This is a genomic window from Nocardioides terrigena, from assembly GCF_003047265.1.
Taxonomy (GTDB): Bacteria; Actinomycetota; Actinomycetes; order Propionibacteriales; family Nocardioidaceae; genus Nocardioides; species Nocardioides terrigena.
On record NZ_PZYY01000005.1, the window covers coordinates 381,537 to 399,046 of the forward strand.

The 17,510-nt window shown below is 73.0% G+C and carries 16 protein-coding genes; 12 read left to right on the forward strand and 4 right to left on the reverse strand.

Annotated features, from left to right (window positions below; genetic code table 11):
* Positions 1-28 precede the first annotated feature (28 nt).
* From DAE25_RS13380 to DAE25_RS24150, 3 genes are read left to right on the forward strand one after another with little or no spacing between them, the layout of a single operon-like run.
* On the forward strand, positions 29-847 hold the full coding sequence (locus DAE25_RS13380; protein ID WP_107766666.1) for a PP2C family protein-serine/threonine phosphatase: 819 nt from the start codon (positions 29-31) through the stop codon (positions 845-847).
* Positions 844-2,088 carry an FHA domain-containing protein gene (locus DAE25_RS13385; RefSeq protein ID WP_107766667.1) on the forward strand — a complete coding sequence of 415 codons (1,245 nt, stop codon included), beginning with the start codon at positions 844-846 and terminating at the stop codon, positions 2,086-2,088. The genes DAE25_RS13380 and DAE25_RS13385 overlap by 4 nt, the downstream gene beginning before the upstream one ends.
* Before the next feature lie 17 nt (positions 2,089-2,105).
* Positions 2,106-3,362, forward strand: coding sequence for an RDD family protein (locus tag DAE25_RS24150; protein ID WP_107766668.1), 1,257 nt, complete (start codon positions 2,106-2,108; stop codon positions 3,360-3,362).
* Between the two features lie 12 nt (positions 3,363-3,374).
* On the opposite strand, the gene DAE25_RS13395 is transcribed toward DAE25_RS24150, so the two are convergent.
* Positions 3,375-5,504 (reverse strand): S8 family serine peptidase, encoded by a 2,130-nt coding sequence (locus DAE25_RS13395; RefSeq protein WP_159083727.1) that lies wholly within the window; start codon positions 5,502-5,504, stop codon positions 3,375-3,377.
* Between the two features lie 141 nt (positions 5,505-5,645).
* Between DAE25_RS13395 and larE the strand changes: the two genes are divergently transcribed.
* Positions 5,646-7,109 (forward strand): ATP-dependent sacrificial sulfur transferase LarE, encoded by a 1,464-nt coding sequence (larE, locus tag DAE25_RS13400; protein WP_199907575.1) that lies wholly within the window; start codon positions 5,646-5,648, stop codon positions 7,107-7,109.
* Positions 7,110-7,217: 108 nt separating this feature from the next.
* A complete protein-coding gene (locus DAE25_RS13405) occupies positions 7,218-7,613 on the forward strand; it encodes a cold-shock protein (RefSeq protein ID WP_056887096.1) in 396 nt (131 codons plus the stop codon).
* Between the two features lie 6 nt (positions 7,614-7,619).
* Here DAE25_RS13405 and DAE25_RS13410 read toward each other — a convergent pair whose 3' ends face one another.
* Positions 7,620-9,026, reverse strand: a complete 1,407-nt coding sequence (locus DAE25_RS13410) for an MFS transporter (protein ID WP_234411030.1) — start codon at positions 9,024-9,026, stop codon at positions 7,620-7,622.
* Positions 9,027-9,124: 98 nt separating this feature from the next.
* Here DAE25_RS13410 and DAE25_RS13415 point away from each other — a divergent pair, with 98 nt between their 5' ends.
* Positions 9,125-9,901 carry a DUF3027 domain-containing protein gene (locus DAE25_RS13415; protein ID WP_107766670.1) on the forward strand — a complete coding sequence of 259 codons (777 nt, stop codon included), beginning with the start codon at positions 9,125-9,127 and terminating at the stop codon, positions 9,899-9,901.
* Between the two features lie 10 nt (positions 9,902-9,911).
* On the opposite strand, the gene DAE25_RS13420 is transcribed toward DAE25_RS13415, so the two are convergent.
* Together DAE25_RS13420 and DAE25_RS13425 are read right to left on the reverse strand one after the other, a co-directional pair.
* Positions 9,912-10,553 (reverse strand): class I SAM-dependent methyltransferase, encoded by a 642-nt coding sequence (locus DAE25_RS13420; protein WP_107766671.1) that lies wholly within the window; start codon positions 10,551-10,553, stop codon positions 9,912-9,914.
* A complete protein-coding gene (locus DAE25_RS13425) occupies positions 10,550-10,858 on the reverse strand; it encodes a DUF2530 domain-containing protein (RefSeq protein ID WP_234411031.1) in 309 nt (102 codons plus the stop codon). Before DAE25_RS13425 ends, DAE25_RS13420 begins: the two co-directional genes overlap by 4 nt.
* A gap of 70 nt (positions 10,859-10,928) precedes the next feature.
* Between DAE25_RS13425 and DAE25_RS13430 the strand changes: the two genes are divergently transcribed.
* From DAE25_RS13430 to fusA, 6 genes are all read left to right on the forward strand, one after another.
* Entirely contained in the window at positions 10,929-12,413 is a 1,485-nt protein-coding gene (locus DAE25_RS13430; RefSeq protein WP_234411032.1) for an NCS2 family permease, read from the forward strand.
* A gap of 83 nt (positions 12,414-12,496) precedes the next feature.
* Positions 12,497-12,946: a MarR family winged helix-turn-helix transcriptional regulator gene (locus tag DAE25_RS13435; protein ID WP_234411033.1), complete on the forward strand. Its 450-nt coding sequence runs from the start codon at positions 12,497-12,499 to the stop codon at positions 12,944-12,946.
* A 36-nt stretch (positions 12,947-12,982) separates the two neighbouring features.
* Positions 12,983-14,227: an MFS transporter gene (locus DAE25_RS13440; protein ID WP_056887100.1), complete on the forward strand. Its 1,245-nt coding sequence runs from the start codon at positions 12,983-12,985 to the stop codon at positions 14,225-14,227.
* A 237-nt stretch (positions 14,228-14,464) separates the two neighbouring features.
* The gene (gene rpsL, locus DAE25_RS13445) at positions 14,465-14,836 is read left to right on the forward strand and encodes a 30S ribosomal protein S12 (RefSeq protein WP_056599611.1); all 372 of its coding nucleotides are present in this window, start codon (positions 14,465-14,467) and stop codon (positions 14,834-14,836) included.
* Positions 14,836-15,306 carry a 30S ribosomal protein S7 gene (gene rpsG / locus DAE25_RS13450; protein ID WP_056887101.1) on the forward strand — a complete coding sequence of 157 codons (471 nt, stop codon included), beginning with the start codon at positions 14,836-14,838 and terminating at the stop codon, positions 15,304-15,306. The genes rpsL and rpsG overlap by 1 nt, the downstream gene beginning before the upstream one ends.
* A gap of 80 nt (positions 15,307-15,386) precedes the next feature.
* On the forward strand, positions 15,387-17,501 hold the full coding sequence (fusA, locus tag DAE25_RS13455) for an elongation factor G (RefSeq protein WP_082600175.1): 2,115 nt from the start codon (positions 15,387-15,389) through the stop codon (positions 17,499-17,501).
* Positions 17,502-17,510: the final 9 nt, after the last annotated feature.

Genomic DNA, 17,510 nt, shown 5'->3' on the forward strand with positions numbered 1-17,510 from the left:
TCATCGTCGGAGAGCGTGAGGACAGGGCATGAAGCCGGTCGACCTGCATCACGGAGCCGCCACCGACGTGGGACACGTCCGCACGGTCAACGAGGACTCCTTCCTCGTCGCGCCGCCGGTGTTCGTCGTGGCCGACGGCATGGGCGGGCACGCGGGTGGCGACGTCGCCAGCCGGATCGTGGTCGAGGAGTTCGCCCGGCTCGTCGAGGAGGGCTACGACCCGGGCCGCGGCGCCGAGCAGGTGGCCGACACCATCGCCCGGTCGCAGGCCCGGATCGTCGAGTACGGCGACGGGCAGCGCGCCGAGCACCCCCGCTGGCACGCCGGCACCACCGCCGTGGTGGCCGTGCTCGTCGACGACGGCGGCACCACCAAGTGGCTGCTCGCCAACCTCGGCGACTCCCGCATCTACCGCTTCACCGACGGCCGGCTCGACCAGGTGAGCGTCGACCACTCGGTCGTCCAGGAGCTCGTCGACGCCGGGACGATCACCGCCGAGGAGGCCTCGGTCCACCCCGAGCGGCACGTGATCACCCGGGCCCTGGGCAGCCCGGAGGGCGTGCGCCCCGACTTCTTCCTGCTGCCGCTCCCCGCGGTCGAGCGGCTCCTCCTCTGCAGCGACGGGATCTCCGGGATGATCACCGACGCCGACATCGCCGCCATCCTCGACTCCGTCCCCGATCCCCGGGACGCCGCCGACGCCCTCGTGCGTGCCGCGCTCGACGCCGGGGGTCGCGACAACGCCACCGCCGTCGTCATCGATGTGGTGGGATTGGTGCACGACGATTCATACGACTCCGAGCGCCAGCTCGCGAGTCTCGAAGACAAGTTGGGGGCCCGTCCGTGAGTGAGTCCACAGGTCATCGTCGACAGCTGTCCGAGGGGCACTGGTACGCCGTCCTCGGTGACCGCGTCTCGCTGGTCCTCCCCGCCGCGGAGCGCCCGCGCGTCGCCGGCCTCTGGGAGCTGGTGGACGGCGGCGCCGACTTCGACGAGGTGCTCGACGGCCTGCTCGCCGGGGGCATCCGCACGCTCACGGGCTTCGTGCTCGTCGGGCACGACGACAGCACCCGGGTGCTGGTCCGTGGCCAGGCGACCGTCACCGTCGCCACCACCGGCGGCGACGTCACCGTGTCGGGGGCGGGGGAGTCCATGTGGGCCGACCGCACCCTCGACGGCGTCACGGGCGGCACCGTCGTCCTGGAGGGCGCGGCTCCGGCCGACCTCGCCCTCACCTCCGGCATCGCCCGGGTGGGCTCCCTGGTCTTCGGCGACCCGGCGTCGGTGGACGGTGCGGCCGCCGTGCCACCCGCCCCGGAGGCACTCGTCGCCGATCGCGACGAGGTCGCGGACACCGGCCCCGACACCCAGGACGACCCGGCGGCCCGCCCCGAGCCGCTGCCGGCCGAGCCCGCCGGGGACTCCGACCCCGGCGACCACGAGGCCGACCCGGAGCCCGACGCCGGGCCCGTCGCGGACGTCGTACCCATCGAGTCGGCCGCCTCGGGCGGGAGCGACGCGGGGGAGCCGCTGACCTTCGGGGCTCCCGACGACGACGACCCCACGCCCACCGGCGAGCAGCCCCCCGTGCTCGACGACGACAGGTCCGACGACGACGTGGCGGATGACGACGTCGCCGACGACCACGACGGCCAGACCACGGTCGGCCCCTCCGCCGACGAGTTCGTGCGACCCGGCGTCCCGGGTCAGGAGCTCGCGCCGGCCGTCGTGTCCCGTCCGGTCGCCAAGCTGGTCCTCTCGACCGGCGAGGTCGTCGAGGTCGACCGCACGATCGTGGTCGGCCGGGCCCCCGAGGCCCGTCGCCTGGCCTCCAGCGACCAGCCCCAGCTGGTCACCGTCGCCAGCCCCAACCACGAGATCTCCTCCACCCACCTCGAGATCCGCCCCGGCGCCGGCGCCGACCACGGGAGTGCCGTGGTCACCGACCTCGGCTCCACCAACGGCACCGTCCTGGTGCAGCCCGGCCTCCCACCCGAGGACCTCCAGGCCGGCATCGCGGTGTCGCTGATCCCCGGTGCCATCCTCGACCTCGGTGACGGCGTGACCATCCAGACCACCAACCCCTGACGCAGGACCGACCCCACGTGACGCAGCAGCAGGCCGACGCCCCGGCCACGACCTACCCCGTCGCCGAGCTCGAGCGCCGGTTCTATGCCTTCGCCATCGACCGGCTGGTCACCTGGGGCCTCTACCTCCTGATCGGCGTCGGCGCCTGGCTGGCGCTCGGCGACGAGCCGTGGGTCATCGCCGGCATCGTCGGCGGAGCCATGGTCATCGGCTGGCTGGTGCTCGCCGTGATGACGGGCGTCTCGGGCAACACCCCGGGCAAGTCCGCGGTCGGGCTTCGGGTCGTGCACCACGGCACCGGCACCCCGATCGGCGTCGGACCGGCCCTGGGCCGCTCGCTCGTGCTGGCCGCAGCCTCGCTGCCGACCTTCGGGATCGGCCTCGCCACCCTCGCCTGGACCGCCGTGGAGGACCCGGGTCGCCAGCGCCGCGGCTGGCACGACCACCTCGCCTCCTCGGTCGTGGTCGACGTCCGACCGGCGGAGGTCGTCGCCGAGACCGTCGACGACAGCCCGCGCCACGTCGTCAACCTCACCGCCATGCGGCTGGTCCCAGCCCCGGCGGTCGAGCCCCCCGTCTTCCAGGCCCCGCCGCCGCCCACCCGGCCGGCACCCGAGGCGCGCGCCCCGCAGGCCCCCGCCGCCCCCCAGCAGCCACCTGCCCACCAGCAGCCACCTGCCCACCAGCAGCCACCCGCGCGCCAGCAGCCCCCGGCCCACCCGGCGCCGCAGCGCGCCCCGGCGTACCCGACCCCCCAGGTGCCCGCGTTCGCGCCGGCCCCCGAGGGTCGCCAGCAACCGCCCGCCCCGGCCCGTCCGCAGCCGCCCGCCCAGCACCAGCCCGCCCCGCAGCCGGCGATCCAGCGTCCGCCGGCGGACGACCCGGGCCGCACCGTGGTCCGCTCGCGTCCCGACGGCGCCGCTCCGGCCCGCCCGGCCGGCCCGCGCTGGCGGGTGACCTTCGACGACGGGCACTCCTTCGTGGTCGAGGGCATGGTGCTGGTCGGTCGGCGCCCCGAGCCCCGCTCCGGCGAGCCGGTCTGGCACCTGGTGCCCCTCGCGTCGGCGGACATGTCGGTCTCCAAGACGCACGCCCAGTTCTCGCCCGCGCCCGACGGCGCCCTCGTGGTGATGGACCGTGGCTCCACCAACGGGTCGACCCTGACCCGCCAGGGCGTCTCGCGCCAGCTGTCACCGGGCAAGCCCGCGACCCTGGTCGACGGCGACACGGTCGCGTTCGGCGACCGCTCCATGGACGTACGCCGGGAGGCGTGAGCCCCCGCCCGGTCAGCGGGTGATGGCGACCGGGATCCGGGTGACCGAGCCGCGGGCGCCCCGCCAGCGGATCCACCCGTCGTCCACCCCGCCCGGCGTGCCCGGACCGGTGACCGTGACCCTGAAGGTCGCGGACTCCCCGGGGCTCAGCCGGGCGGCCAGCGGCGCCACCCGGACCTGGTGTCGGGTGAAGCCGAAGGCCTGCGCGGAGAAGTACTCCGCCCGGGAGCCGAGGTTGGTGACCCGGCGGGTGACGGTGCCGGTGCCGCGGACCATCACGGACGACAGGTTGAGGTCCGACCACGAGCCCGCCTCGAGCGCCTCGCGGTAGCGGGAGGTGCCGACCACCAGCGCGAGCCGTGCGCCCCGCACGTCGGCGCCGGCGCGACCGGCGCCCTGGCGCAGGGCCGAGTCGGAGCCCAGCGGGACGGCGGTGGTGGCGAGCACGGACCGGACGACCGGTGCCCGCCAGTCGTGCCGGGAGCGGAGCAGCGCAGCGGCGCCGCTGACCCGGGCCGTGGCCGCGGAGCTGCCGCTGAAGAGCGCCCAGCCGCGGTCGCCGGGCACGGCGCCCAGGACGCCGTCGCCGACGGCCACCACGTCGGGCTTGACCAGGCCGGCGCGGGGGTCGCCCGGCGGGGACCAGGCGGCGGTGCGGCCGGCGGCGGGGGAGGGCGCGATGCCGGACATCCGGATGGTGGTGCGGTCGTGGGTGCGGACCCAGCGCGTGAGGCGGGCCGCGTCGGAGGCGTCGAGGTGCACGGTCGGCACCGCGTGGAAGTCGTCGACGGGCTGGCCGGGCCGGACGTTGCCGAGGACCATGGCGACGCCGTCGGCGCGGGCCACCGCGTCGGACTTGTCGATGCGGCCGATGCCGCCGCGCTCGCAGTAGATCGCCCGTCCCGCGGTCCGGGCGGCGTCGAGGGAGCCCGGGCGGCACTGCGCGGCGTCGCGGCGGCGGGCGCCGGTGGCGGCCACGTCGGAGCCGAGGACGAGCCGGACGGGTCCGGACGTACGCCGCGACCTGCTCGCACCGGTCAGGGTCGGGCCGCCGGCGACGGACACGCGGCCCTGCCAGGTGCTCCCGAGCGAGGCGCCGACCGTCGTGACCCACGGGCTGTCGTGGGCGGCGTACTGCTCGCGCCCGTCGTTGCCGGCGGCGGCCACGACGACGATGTCGGCCTCCGCGGCGCCGAGCAGGGCGCGCTCGACGGTGTCGGTGCCGGGCGGACCGGCCACGGCGAGGTTGAGCACGTCGACCCCGTCGGCGGTGGCGCGGTCGATCGCGGAGACCAGGTCGGCGGTCGCGCAGCCGTCGTCGCCCGGGTCGGGGGCGCCCCAGCACGCCTTGTAGGCAGCGATCCGGGCCTGCGGGGCGATGCCGCCGAACCGGCCGACGGTGCGGCCCTGCATCCGCACGCTGACCCCGGCGTTGCCGGCCGCGACCGAGGCGACCTGGGTGCCGTGGCCGACGGCGTCGCGCGGCGACAGGTGCTCGGAGCTGCGCACCCGGTCCTCACCGAAGCCGGCGACCCACCATCCCGACGCCACGACCTTGCGGTTGCAGGTGGACGCGGGCCACTCCTCGCCCTCCTGGCACGTCCCGGAGAAGTCCTGGGGGGCGCGGCCGAGGCCGGGGACACCGGCGAACAGCGGGGACTCGGGTGCGAGGCCGGAGTCGACGACACCGATCACGACGCCGGCGCCGCCGGTGGCGCGCGGCTGCCCGACCTGGCCGGACGCGAGGGCCGTGCCACGGCGGCCCGTCATGGCGCGCACCTCGTTGACCTCGACGGACTCGACCTCGGGGTCCGCCTCGATCGCCGCGACCTGCTCGGGGGTGAGCGGGGCGGCGAAGCCGTTGAGCGCGGTGGTCCAGCGGTAGGTCGTCGCCGGGTTGCCCACCCGGGCCAGCACGGCGTCCTGGCGGGCCAGCAGGCCGGCCGCGCCGGCCCCTCCCGCGGACGTCCCCGGACCGGTCAGGGTGACGAGCCGGAGCGCCGGGACGCCCTCGCCGTCGGCGACCGCGGGAGCCGAGATCGATGCGGCGGACAGGCCGGCGGCCACGGTGGCGAGCACGGCCGCGACCGACGCACGGCGGAGGCCGCCGCGCGGGGTGCGGGTTCGTCGGTGGTGAGGCACGGCAGGCTTCCGGATCCGGCTGGGAGTGGAGGGGCAGGAGCGCCCATGGTCTCGCGAACGGCCCATCGTGTCAGGCGGTCGGGGGTGAATCAATGCGGGCGTCGTCCGGCCAGCCGCACCGTGCGCCGTACGCTGACGTGCATGACGTCGCAGCCCCCGGATCCCGCTCCCGGACCCGTGGTGGGGTTCGACCTCGACATGACCCTCATCGACACCGTGCCGGGCTTCTCCGCCACCCTGGCCGTGCTCGCCGACGAGCTCGGGATCGACCTGCCCGTGGGGGACCTGACCTCGCGCCTGGGCCCCCCGCTGGACCACATGCTGACCCCGCACCTGGCGGCCGAGGCCGTCGCGCCGGCCATCGCCCGCTTCCGCGAGCTCTACGCCGACCACTCCATCCTCCCCGTCCCCGCGTTCCCCGGGGCGCACGAGTCGCTCGCCGCCGTGCGCCGCCACCGCGGCCGCACGCTGCTGGTGACCGGCAAGTTCACCCCCAACGCCCGGCGCCACGTCGACCACCTCGCGCTCGACGTCGACCTGGTGGCCGGCGAGGTGTGGGGGGTCGGCAAGGCCGACGTGCTGCGGGACGAGGGCGCCTCGGTCTACGTGGGCGACCACGTGCACGACGTCGAGGGGGCGCTGGCCGCCGGCGTCGTGAGCGTCTCGGTGCTCACCGGCGGCTGCACCCGCGACGAGCTGGTCGACGCGGGCACCCACGTCGTCCTCGACTCGCTCGAGGACTTCCCCGCATGGCTCGACGACCACCTGCTCGACCTCCGCCTGGCCGCCCTGGAGGCGCGGCTGCGCGAGCTCGGCTCCGTGGTGGTGGCCTTCAGCGGCGGCGCCGACAGCGCCCTCCTGCTGGCCGCGGCGGTGCGCGCGCTGGGCGCCGACCGGGTCGTCGCGGCGACCGGCTACTCCGACTCGCTCCCGGCCGTCGAGCGCGACCCGGGTCGTGCCTTCGCGGAGTCGCTGGGGGTGCCGCTGCTGACCCCCCGCACCCACGAGATGGAGCGCGAGGGCTATCGCGCCAACTCCGGCGAGCGCTGCTACTTCTGCAAGGCCGAGCTCATCGAGACGCTCCGGCCGCTGGCCGACGAGCACGGCATCGCGCACGTGGCGACCGGCACCAACGCCGACGACGCGGTGGCGGGGTTCCGTCCCGGCATCCGGGCCGCGGCGGAGCGCGGCGCCGTGACGCCGCTGCTCGACGCAGGCCTCACCAAGGACGACGTACGCCGCGCCTCGCGCCGCTGGGGACTGCCCACCTGGGACAAGCCCGCCGCCGCCTGCCTCTCCTCGCGGGTGGCCTACGGCATCGAGGTGACCCCGCACCGGCTGGCCCGCGTCGAGCGCGCCGAGGCGGCCGCCCGGGCCGCGCTGGACGACCTCGGCCTCGAGAGCCGCGACCTCCGGGTCCGCGACCTCGGGGGCCGGGCCAGCATCGAGCTCGACCGCGACCTGATCCGCGGACCGCTGTCCGAGGGGGCCCGGGGTGAGGACGCGGTGGTGGCCGCCGTGGTCGCCGCGGGGTTCGCCGAGGCCGGGATCGACCCCCGCGGCTTCCGCTCCGGCTCGCTCAACGAGGCGCTCGCCGCGGAATAGCGGATGTCGATGGCGGGTTGTCCGTCGGCACCCATAGTCTGTGCGCGCTCGGGACCCCTGTCCCGGCGACCATCGATACACGCAAGCAGGAATGAAGAGGTCAAGGCCGTGCCCAGTGGCAAGGTGAAGTGGTTCGACGCCGACAAGGGCTTCGGGTTCCTGTCCCAGGACGGCGGCCCCGACGTCTACGTGCACTCCGACGCGCTCCCCGAGGGGGTCACGGTCCTCAAGGCCGGCACCCGCGTCGAGTTCGGCATCGCCCAGGGCCGCCGCGGGGACCAGGCGCTCCAGGTCAAGGTCCTGGATGCTCCCGCCTCGGTGACGCGCAACCAGCGCAACGCCCAGCGCAAGGACCCGGACGCGATGGTCGCCATCGTCGAGGACCTCATCCGGCTCCTCGACGGCGTGGGCGAGACCTACCGCCACGGTCGCCACCCCGAGGCGAAGACGGCCCGGCCCACGGCCAAGCTGCTGCGGGCGCTGGCCGACGAGCTCGAGCTGTAGCGGCCCTCAGGCCCCGCCGGGCGACGTCCCGACCCGGGGCGGTCGCGTGAGCAGCACGTAGGCGCCCCAGGCGACGAGCACGCCGGTGGCGATGCCCAGGCCAAGGCGCGGCATGAGCGGCATCGCGATCCCGGCGAAGCCGCCGATCACCCAGGCCAGCTGCAACGACGTGTCCGAGCGCGCGAAGGCGCTGGCCTGGACCCGCTCGGGCACGTCGCGCTGGATGGTCGAGTCGAGCGAGAGCTTGGCCAGGGACTGCGCGAGACCGGCGGTCACGCCCAGCAGCACCAGCGGCAGCAGCCCGTAGAACAGCGCCGCGACCAGGACCGCGACCGCGTCGGCGACCAGGGCCAGCACGACGGTCAGCGCCGGGTCGATGCGCCGCAGCAGGGAGCCGAGGGCGATGCCCAGCGTGTTGCCGAGGCCCGCGGCCCCGATCACCAGCCCGAGGAGCACCTCGGGCCGATATTCGCCGATCGGGTTCTCGCGCAGCAGGAACGCCATGAACATCACGAGGAAGCCGCTCAGCCAGCGAGGTCCGCAGTTGGCCTTGAGGGCGAACGCCACCGCGCTGGGCATCCGCCGCCGGTTGCGGGTTCGTGACCGTGGACCGGCGCTCGGCCCGGGCAGCAGGACGAGCTGCTCCTCGCCGGCGCTCGAGTCGACCCGCTCGGGCAGCCGGATGGCCCAGATCGTGGCCAGCACGAAGAGCACGAAGGCGTAGCGCAGCGACCACTCCGACCCGGCCGTGGACGCGAGCACCGCGATCGGCGCCGAGAGCGCGGCCCCGACGACGCCGGCCAGCGACACCCGCGCGTTGGCCTTGACGAGGGTGAGCGCCGGCGGCAGCAGGCGGGGGACCGCGGCGGCCCGCGTCACGCCGTACGCCTTGGACGCCACCAGCACGCCGAGCGCGGCCGGGAAGAGCCAGTCCGAGCCGGTCGCGACCGCCGTGGCCAGCGCCCAGCAGAGGAAGGCGCGGACCGCCATGGTCGAGCCGATGGCCCACCGGCGACCGTGGCTGAAGCGGTCGAGGAACGGGCCGATCAGCGGGGCCACGATGGCGAAGGGGAGCATCGTGAGCCCGAGGAAGAGCGCGACCTGGCCCCGCGCCTCGCCGGTGGGGACCTGGAAGAACAGCGTCCCGGCCAGTGAGATCGCCACGGCCGCGTCGCCCGCGGCGTTGAAGGCGTGCAGCTCGATGAGGCGGGACAGGCCGGAGTCGCCGGCGCCCTCGGCGCGGGAGGCGCGCCGGGCCTGCTGCATGGTGAAGCGGCTGGCGCGACCGGTGGCGCGGGTGGCTCCGGCGACCCCACGGCCCATCCCGCGGCCGGCGGCCTTCATCCCGCGGCCGGCTCCGCCGAGGCGCGTCCGACCGGTCCCGTCGGGGCGGGGTGGGTGGTCGGCGGTCATGGGCCAATCCTGCCGTGTGGGTGGTCCGCAGGTACGCAGCAGGGACCCCGTGGGCCGGTCGACCTGACAGGAGCCCGTGGGTTTGTCATGATTCGCCGGTGATCGCCCTCGCCGAGACCTCGCCCGACGCCACCCTGGCCGCGGCCGCCGACCTCGCGCGCGCCGTGGTCCTCGACCTCGCCGACGCCACCGACGTCGGTGAGCACCTCGGTGCCCAGGGCGAGGGTGAGCTCGTCGTCACCCACCTCCTCGCCTGCACGCGCCCCGGCTACACCGGGTGGCGCTGGTCGGTCACCCTGAGCCGGGCGGCCGACAGCAGCGAGCCCACGGTCAACGAGGTCGTGCTCATCCCGGGCGCCGAGGCGATCGTGGCGCCCCCGTGGGTGCCCTACAAGGAGCGGCTCCAGCCCGGCGACCTCTCGCCCGGCGACCTGCTCCCCGTCGAGGACGAGGACCCGCGCCTGGTGCCGACCTACTCCTTCGGCGACGACCCGCTGGACCCCGACGCCAAGGCGCAGGTGCGCCAGGTCGCCCAGGACCTCGGCCTCGGCCGGGTCCGCACGCTGTCCCCGGAGGGCATCGACATGGCCGCCGAGCGCTGGTACGCCGGCGACGGAGGTCCCGAGGCGGCCCTCGCCAAGAGCGCTCCCGAGTCGTGCTGGTCGTGCGGCTTCCTCGTGCGCCTGTCCGGTCACCTGGCCGGCACGTTCGGCGTCTGCGCCAACGGCAACGCCAACGACGACGGTCGCGTCGTGTCGGTCGACCACGGCTGCGGCGCCCACTCCGAGGTCAAGCTGGCCCGCAAGCAGCAGCCGATCCCGGTGCCGGACCACGTCTTCGACACGCTGACCGACGACGGGTTCGACACGCTCTGAGGGCTGTCCCTCAGCCCGGCCCCATCGCGTGGCCGTACGACGTCGCGGCCTGCGGGGCGTCGTCGCGGGCGAGCAGCCACACGGCGTACTCGTCGGACGGCGGGTGCAGCTCGTAGGAGCCGAACCGGGCGTCCACGCGCAGGCCGCTCGCCGTGACGTCGGCGACGAACTCCTCCGGCGGGTAGTCGCGCGCCGTGGCCGGCCCGTCGACCGGGTGGAAGCCGGCGAGCACCCGACCGCCCGGTGCGAGCAGGGCCCGCAACCGGGTCAGCACCGCTCGCTCGGTGTCGGGCGCCAGGAAGACCATCACGTTGCCGACGGTGACGACGAGGTCGAACCCACCCTCGAGCGAGGCGGCGAGCACGTCGGCGTGCTGGACCTCGAGGTCGGGGTAGGTCGCCCGGCACTGGGCGACCAGGGCGGCGTCGGGCTCGACCGACACGACGTCGTGGCCGCGGGCCACCAGCGCGGCCGAGACCCGGCCCATGCCGGACCCCACGTCGAGGATCCGGGCCCCGCGGGCCACGAGCGTGTCGGCCAGCCGGGCCTCGCCGTCGACGTCGGCGCCCTCGGCGACGAGCCGGCCGAACTTCTCGCCGTAGCCGCGGTTGCCCTCGCCGGCCAGCTCCCACCGGGTGCGGGGGAGGCTCACGCCGTGCCCTGCGCCGGGTCCGGTGCGGCGTCCTGCTCCGAGCGCGCCCGGCGACGGCGGCGGACGTACTCGAGGCCGCACAGGCCGAGCCCGAAGCCGGCCAGGCAGGTCCACAGCCACCAGGTGCGACCGGTGTCGGCGAGGGTGCCGTAGAACGGGAGGAGGCCGATGAAGGCGAGCAGCCAGAGCCCCGTGCCCACCTCGACGGTGCGGACGCCGTCGACGTCCAGCGGGGCCACGTCGGCCACGATGTAGGTGCGGTTGCCGATCTCGTGCTGCGTCGGCTGCTCGTCCCTGAAGTCCACGCCGCCACGCTAGCCGCTCGCCCGGGGCACCGAAACACCGCCGCAACGCGCTTCTGCCACACTGCCGCCCGTGAGTGACAAGACCCAGACCGCGCAGCGGTCCGCCCAGTCGGGCCTCGACGGCTACTTCAAGATCTCCGAGCGCGGCTCGACCGTCGGCCAGGAGGTGCGTGGCGGTCTCGTCACGTTCCTGACGATGGCCTACATCATCGTGCTCAACCCGCTCATCCTCGGCTTCGTGCCCGACTCGACGGGAGCGTTCCTCGGTGGCGGCTCCGAGCCCGGCAGCGGCATCCCGGCGATCGCGGCGGGCACCGCGCTCATCGCGGGACTGCTCACCATCCTGATGGGCGGTGTCGCCAACTTCCCGCTGGCACTGGCCACCGGCCTGGGCCTCAACGCCTTCGTCGCCAACTCCATCGCCCGGCAGTCCACGTGGGGCGACGCGATGGGCCTCGTGGTCCTCGAGGGCATCGTCATCCTCGTGCTGGTGCTGACCGGCTTCCGCAAGGCGGTCTTCCACGCGGTCCCGCAGCAGCTCAAGGTCGCGATCTCGGTCGGTATCGGCCTGTTCATCGCCCTCATCGGCTTCGTCGACGCCCGCTTCATCACCCGTATCCCCGACGCCTTCCAGACCACCGTGCCCGTCCAGCTGGGGGCCGACGGCCACCTGGTCGGCTGGCCGGTGTTCGTCTTCTGCCTCGGCCTCGCGCTCATGGTCGGCCTCTGGGTGCGCCAGGTCCGCGGCGCCATCCTCATCTCGATCGTCGTCACGACCGTGGTCGCGGTGGTCGTCGAGGCGGTCGCCGACCTCGGTGCGGCCTCCGCCGACAACCCGGGCGGCTGGTCGCTGAGCGTCCCGACGCTCAGCGGTGACGTGGTCGCCTGGCCCACCTTCGACACCCTCGGCGAGTTCAGCCTGTTCGGCGCCTTCAGCACCATCGAGGGCGGCGTGCTCGCGGCCCTGCTGCTGGTCTTCTCGCTGCTGCTGGCCGACTTCTTCGACACGATGGGCACGATGACGGCGATCGGTGCCGAGGCCGGCCTCAACGACGAGGAGGGCACGCCGCCGCACGCCCAGCGCATCCTGGTCGTCGACTCCGTGGCCGCCATCGCGGGTGGCGCGGGTGGCGTCTCGTCCAACACCTCCTACATCGAGTCGGCATCCGGCGTGGGGGAGGGGGCGCGCACCGGCCTCGCCTCCGTGGTCACCGGCGTGCTGTTCCTGCTCGCGACGTTCTTCACCCCGCTCGTCTCGGCCATCCCGTCCGAGGCGGCCGTCCCGGCCCTGGTCCTGGTCGGCTTCCTGATGATGCAGCAGGTCAGCGAGATCGACTGGCGCGACGTCGAGCTGGCGATCCCGGCCTTCCTGACCGTCGTGCTGATGCCGTTCACCTACTCGATCAGCGTCGGCATCGGGGCGGGCTTCGTCGCCTTCGTCCTGATCAAGGTCGTCGTCGGCAAGGCGCGCGAGGTGCACCCGCTGATGTGGGTCGTGGCCGCGCTGTTCGTCGTCTACTTCGCCTACACGCCCATCAACGGCTGGCTCTCCTGACCCCCGGACGCCCCTCTCCGCCTCGAGCGGGGGGGCTTCCTTCGGCGGAATAGTTAGCATGGGTAATGAGTTATGCTCACGACATGCCCACCACAGCAGCTGTTGCCCGCACCGACGCGGGGCTCGCCGCAGAGCTCCGCGTGGGAGTGATGCGCCTGCGTCGCCGCCTGGCCGGCGAGCGGCACCCCGACAACGACCTGAGCCTCGGCCAGATGGCCGTGCTCGGGCTGCTGTTCCGGCGGGGTGACCAGACCGTCGGCGACCTCGCCCGGCTGGAGCACGTGCAGCCGCCGTCCATGACGCGCACCGTGACGTGCCTGGAGGGCGACGGCCTCGTCGTACGCCGTCCGCACGAGACCGACGGCCGCGTGGTCATCGTCTCGCTCACCGACCGCGGCCGCGAGGTCGTCCTGGCGGACCGCAAGCGCCGCGACGCCTGGCTGGCCGTCCAGCTCACCCACCTGACCCCCGACGAGCGCAACGTCCTGCGTCGCGCCGCCCCCCTCCTCGACCGCCTCTCGCAGGCGGACTGACCCGAAGGAGACACCACGAGTCCCCGATTCCGCTCCCTGTCCAACCCCAATTACCGCCTGTACGCCGCCGGAGGCGTCGTCTCCAACACCGGCACCTGGATGCAGCGCGTCGCCCAGGACTGGCTGGTGCTCCAGCTCACCGCCAACAGTGGCGCCGCCCTCGGCATCACGACCGGGCTGCAGTTCCTGCCGTTCCTGCTCATCGCGCCCTTCGCCGGCCTGGTCGCCGACCGGATGCCCAAGCAGCGGCTGCTCCAGCTGACCAACCTCGGCATGGCCGTGCCCGCCGCGATCCTCGGCGTGCTCGCCGTGACGGGCACCGCGCAGATCTGGCACGTCTACGTGCTGGCCTTCGTGCTCGGCACCGCCTCCGCGTTCGACGCCCCGGCGCGCCAGTCCTTCGTCTCCGAGATCGTCGACCCCGACGACCTCACCAACGCAGTCGGCCTCAACTCCGCCAGCTTCAACGCCGCGCGGCTCGTCGGCCCCGCCGTCGCGGGCCTGCTGATCTCGGCCTTCGGTGGGGGAGTGGTCGGCACCGGCTGGGTGATCCTCATCAACGCCGTCTCGTACGTCGCCCCGGTCCTGGCCCTGCGCGGCATGGACGCCAGCCGCCTCGACAGTCCCGTCCCGGGCATCCGCGGGCCGGGGGCGATCCGCGAGGGCGTGGCCTACGTCCGCGCCCGGCCGGACCTGCTGCTGATCCTCGCGATCGTCTTCAGTGCGGGCACCTTCGGCCTCAACTTCCAGATGACGTCCGCCCTGATGGCCACCGAGGTCTTCGGCAAGGGCCCGGCCGAGTACGGCCTGCTCGGCACCTTCCTCGCGGTCGGGTCGCTCACCGGGGCGCTGGTCGCCGCCGGTCGCACCCACGTGCGGCACCGGCTGGTGATCGGCGCCGGGCTCGTGTTCGGCACCGTCGTGACGATCGCGGGACTGATGCCGTCCTACCTCACCTACGCCCTGGTCACCCCGCTCATCGGCCTCAGCGCGCTCACCCTCATCACCAGTGCCAACGCCTACATGCAGCTCAACACCGAGCCGGGCATGCGCGGGCGGGTGATGGCGCTCTACATGATGATCTTCATGGGGGGCACGCCCGCCGGGGCCCCGGTCATCGGCTGGATCGGCGAGACCTTCGGAGCCCGGTGGACGCTGGTGCTCGGAGGGCTGCTCACCATCGCCGGAGTGGGTCTCGCGACCCTCGTGTTCGCCCGCACCAAGGGCATCTCCGTCATCCCCCACCGCACCCCCGCGGTGCCCGACCGGGTGGGCGGCTGAGGTGGGCTCCGAGCGGGGTCCATGGCGTTTTGACCCGCCTAGGGGCGGCCGGTAGATTGACTCCTCGTGTTTGGCCTGCCCTCAGGCCTGTCCAGTTCCGGACGGGCCGGGCGCCCATCCACGACAGCGCACAGCACGTCGTGCGCCGGGCACCACCGCTTCACGCGGCAGTTCCCGAACGGACCGCCTCGGCAGGTTGCCGTTGCGAGAGAGTCATCAAAGAAAGGGAACCACTCGGTGCCCACCATCAATCAGTTGGTCCGCAAGGGCCGCCAGGACAAGGTGTCCAAGAGCAAGACGCCTGCCCTGAAGGGTTCGCCCCAGCGTCGCGGCGTCTGCACCCGCGTCTACACGACCACCCCCAAGAAGCCGAACTCCGCCCTCCGCAAGGTCGCCCGCGTGCGCCTCAGCAGCGGCGTCGAGGTCACGGCGTACATCCCGGGTGTCGGTCACAACCTCCAGGAGCACTCGATCGTGCTCGTGCGCGGCGGCCGTGTGAAGGACCTTCCCGGTGTCCGCTACAAGATCATCCGCGGCACGCTCGACACCCAGGGTGTCAAGAACCGCAAGCAGGCCCGCAGCCGCTACGGCGCGAAGAAGGAGAAGTAATGCCTCGCAAGGGTCCCGCTCCCAAGCGCCCTCTCGTCGTCGACCCGGTCTACGGCTCGCAGATCGTCACGCAGCTCGTCAGCAAGGTCCTCCAGGACGGCAAGAAGCAGGTCGCGCAGCGCATCGTCTACACGGCGCTCGAGGGCTGCCGTGAGAAGACCGGCACCGACCCGGTCGTCACGCTCAAGCGCGCGCTCGACAACGTCAAGCCCGCCATCGAGGTCAAGTCCCGCCGCGTCGGTGGCGCGACCTACCAGGTCCCGATCGAGGTCAAGGCCAACCGCAGCACCACGCTGGCGCTGCGCTGGCTCGTCGGCTACGCCGCTGACCGCCGCGAGAAGACCATGGCCGAGCGCCTCATGAACGAGATCCTCGACGCGTCCAACGGCCTCGGTGCCGCTGTGAAGAAGCGCGAGGACACCCACAAGATGGCCGAGTCCAACAAGGCCTTCGCCCACTACCGCTGGTGATGCTGGTGGAGCACGTCGCAGGCGCGGCGTGCTCCGCCTCCCACCGCCCACCAACTTTTTCGAGGGACTGAGACCCAACAGTGGCTGTCGACATCACCACCGACCTCAACAAGGTCCGCAACATCGGCATCATGGCGCACATCGACGCCGGCAAGACCACCACGACCGAGCGCATCCTCTTCTACACCGGTATCTCCTACAAGATCGGTGAGGTCCACGACGGCGCAGCCACGATGGACTGGATGGAGCAGGAGCAGGAGCGTGGCATCACGATCACCTCTGCTGCGACCACGTGCTGGTGGAAGGACCACCAGATCAACATCATCGACACCCCCGGCCACGTGGACTTCACGGCCGAGGTCGAGCGCTCGCTGCGCGTCCTCGACGGCGCCGTCGCGGTGTTCGACGGTGTCGCCGGTGTCGAGCCGCAGACGATGACGGTGTGGCGCCAGGCCAACAAGTACTCGGTCCCCCGCATGTGCTTCGTCAACAAGCTCGACCGCACCGGAGCGGACTTCTTCCGCTGCGTCGACATGATGGTCGAGCGCCTCAACTCCACCCCGCTGGTCCTCCAGCTCCCGATCGGTGCCGAGAGCGACTTCCTCGGTGTCGTCGACCTGGTCGGCATGCGCGCCCTCACCTGGCGCGGCGAGACCACGATGGGCGAGGACTACGAGGTCGAGGAGATCCCGGCCGAGCTCGCCGAGCAGGCCGCGGAGTACCGCGAGAAGCTCATCGAGACGCTGGCCGAGGCCGACGACGAGATCATGGAGAAGTACCTCGAGGGCGAGGAGAACTTCACCGTCGAGGAGCTCGAGACCGCGATCCGTCGCGCGACCCTCGCCGACAAGCTCAACCCGGTCCTCTGCGGCACCGCGTTCAAGAACAAGGGCGTCCAGCCCCTGCTCGACGCCGTCGTGAAGTTCCTGCCCTCGCCGCTCGACATCGACGGCATCCAGGGCCACTCGGTCAAGGACGAGGACGAGGTCATCGTCCGCCAGCCGTCTGACGACGAGCCCTTCGCGGGCCTCGCCTACAAGATCGCCTCCGACCCGCACCTCGGCAAGTTGATCTACGTCCGGGTCTACTCCGGCAAGCTCGAGGCCGGCACGTCCGTGATCAACTCGGTCAACGGCCGCAAGGAGCGGATCGGCAAGGTCTACCAGATGCACGCCAACAAGCGTGAGGAGATCGCGTCGGTCGGCGCCGGCCAGATCGTGGCCGTCATGGGCCTCAAGGACACCAAGACCGGGCACACCCTCTGCGACCCGCAGAACCAGGTCGTGCTGGAGTCGATGACCTTCCCGGCCCCGGTGATCGAGGTCGCGATCGAGCCCAAGACCAAGGGCGACCAGGAGAAGCTCGGCACCGCGATCCAGCGCCTCTCCGACGAGGACCCCACCTTCACGGTCAAGGCCGACGAGGAGACGGGCCAGACGATCATCGCCGGCATGGGCGAGCTCCACCTGGAGATCCTCGTCGACCGCATGAAGCGTGAGTTCCGCGTCGAGGCAACCGTCGGCAAGCCGCAGGTGGCCTACCGCGAGACGATCCGTCGCAAGGTCGAGAAGCACTCCTACACGCACAAGAAGCAGACCGGTGGTTCGGGTCAGTTCGCCAAGGTCGTCATCGACCTCGAGCCGAACATCGACCCGGAGACCGGCACCGGCGCCGGCTACGAGTTCGTCAACTCGGTCAGCGGTGGTCGCGTGCCCAAGGAGTACATCCCCTCGGTCGACCAGGGCGGCCAGGAGGCCATGGAGTTCGGCGTCCTCGCCGGCTACCCGATGGTCGACGTGAAGTTCACGCTGCAGGACGGCGCCTACCACGACGTCGACTCCTCCGAGCTCGCGTTCAAGATCGCCGGCAACCAGGCGTTCAAGGAGGCTGCGCGCAAGGCCAAGCCGGTCCTGCTCGAGCCGATGTTCGCCGTCGAGGTCACCACCCCGGAGAGCTTCCTCGGCACCGTGATCGGCGACATCAACTCCCGCCGCGGGCAGATCCAGGCCCAGGAGGAGCGTCACGGGGACATGGTCGTCAACGCCCTCGTGCCCCTCTCCGAGATGTTCGGGTACGTTGGCGACCTGAGGTCCAAGACCTCCGGGCAGGCGTCGTACTCGATGGAGTTCGACTCGTACGCCGAGGTTCCCACGAACATCGCCGAGGAGATCGTCAAGAAGGTCCGCGGCGAGTAGTTCGCCCCG

What these genes read in the sequence shown, in the direction of transcription:
- larE (WP_199907575.1), top strand. Translation starts at nt 5,646, where the DNA reads ATGACGTCGCAGCCCCCGGATCCCGCTCCCGGACCCGTGGTGGGGTTC.
- DAE25_RS13410 (WP_234411030.1), bottom strand. Translation starts at nt 9,026, where the DNA reads ATGACCGCCGACCACCCACCCCGCCCCGACGGGACCGGTCGGACGCGC.
- DAE25_RS13435 (WP_234411033.1), top strand. Translation starts at nt 12,497, where the DNA reads ATGCCCACCACAGCAGCTGTTGCCCGCACCGACGCGGGGCTCGCCGCA.
- DAE25_RS13380 (WP_107766666.1), top strand. Translation starts at nt 29, where the DNA reads ATGAAGCCGGTCGACCTGCATCACGGAGCCGCCACCGACGTGGGACAC.
- rpsG (WP_056887101.1), top strand. Translation starts at nt 14,836, where the DNA reads ATGCCTCGCAAGGGTCCCGCTCCCAAGCGCCCTCTCGTCGTCGACCCG.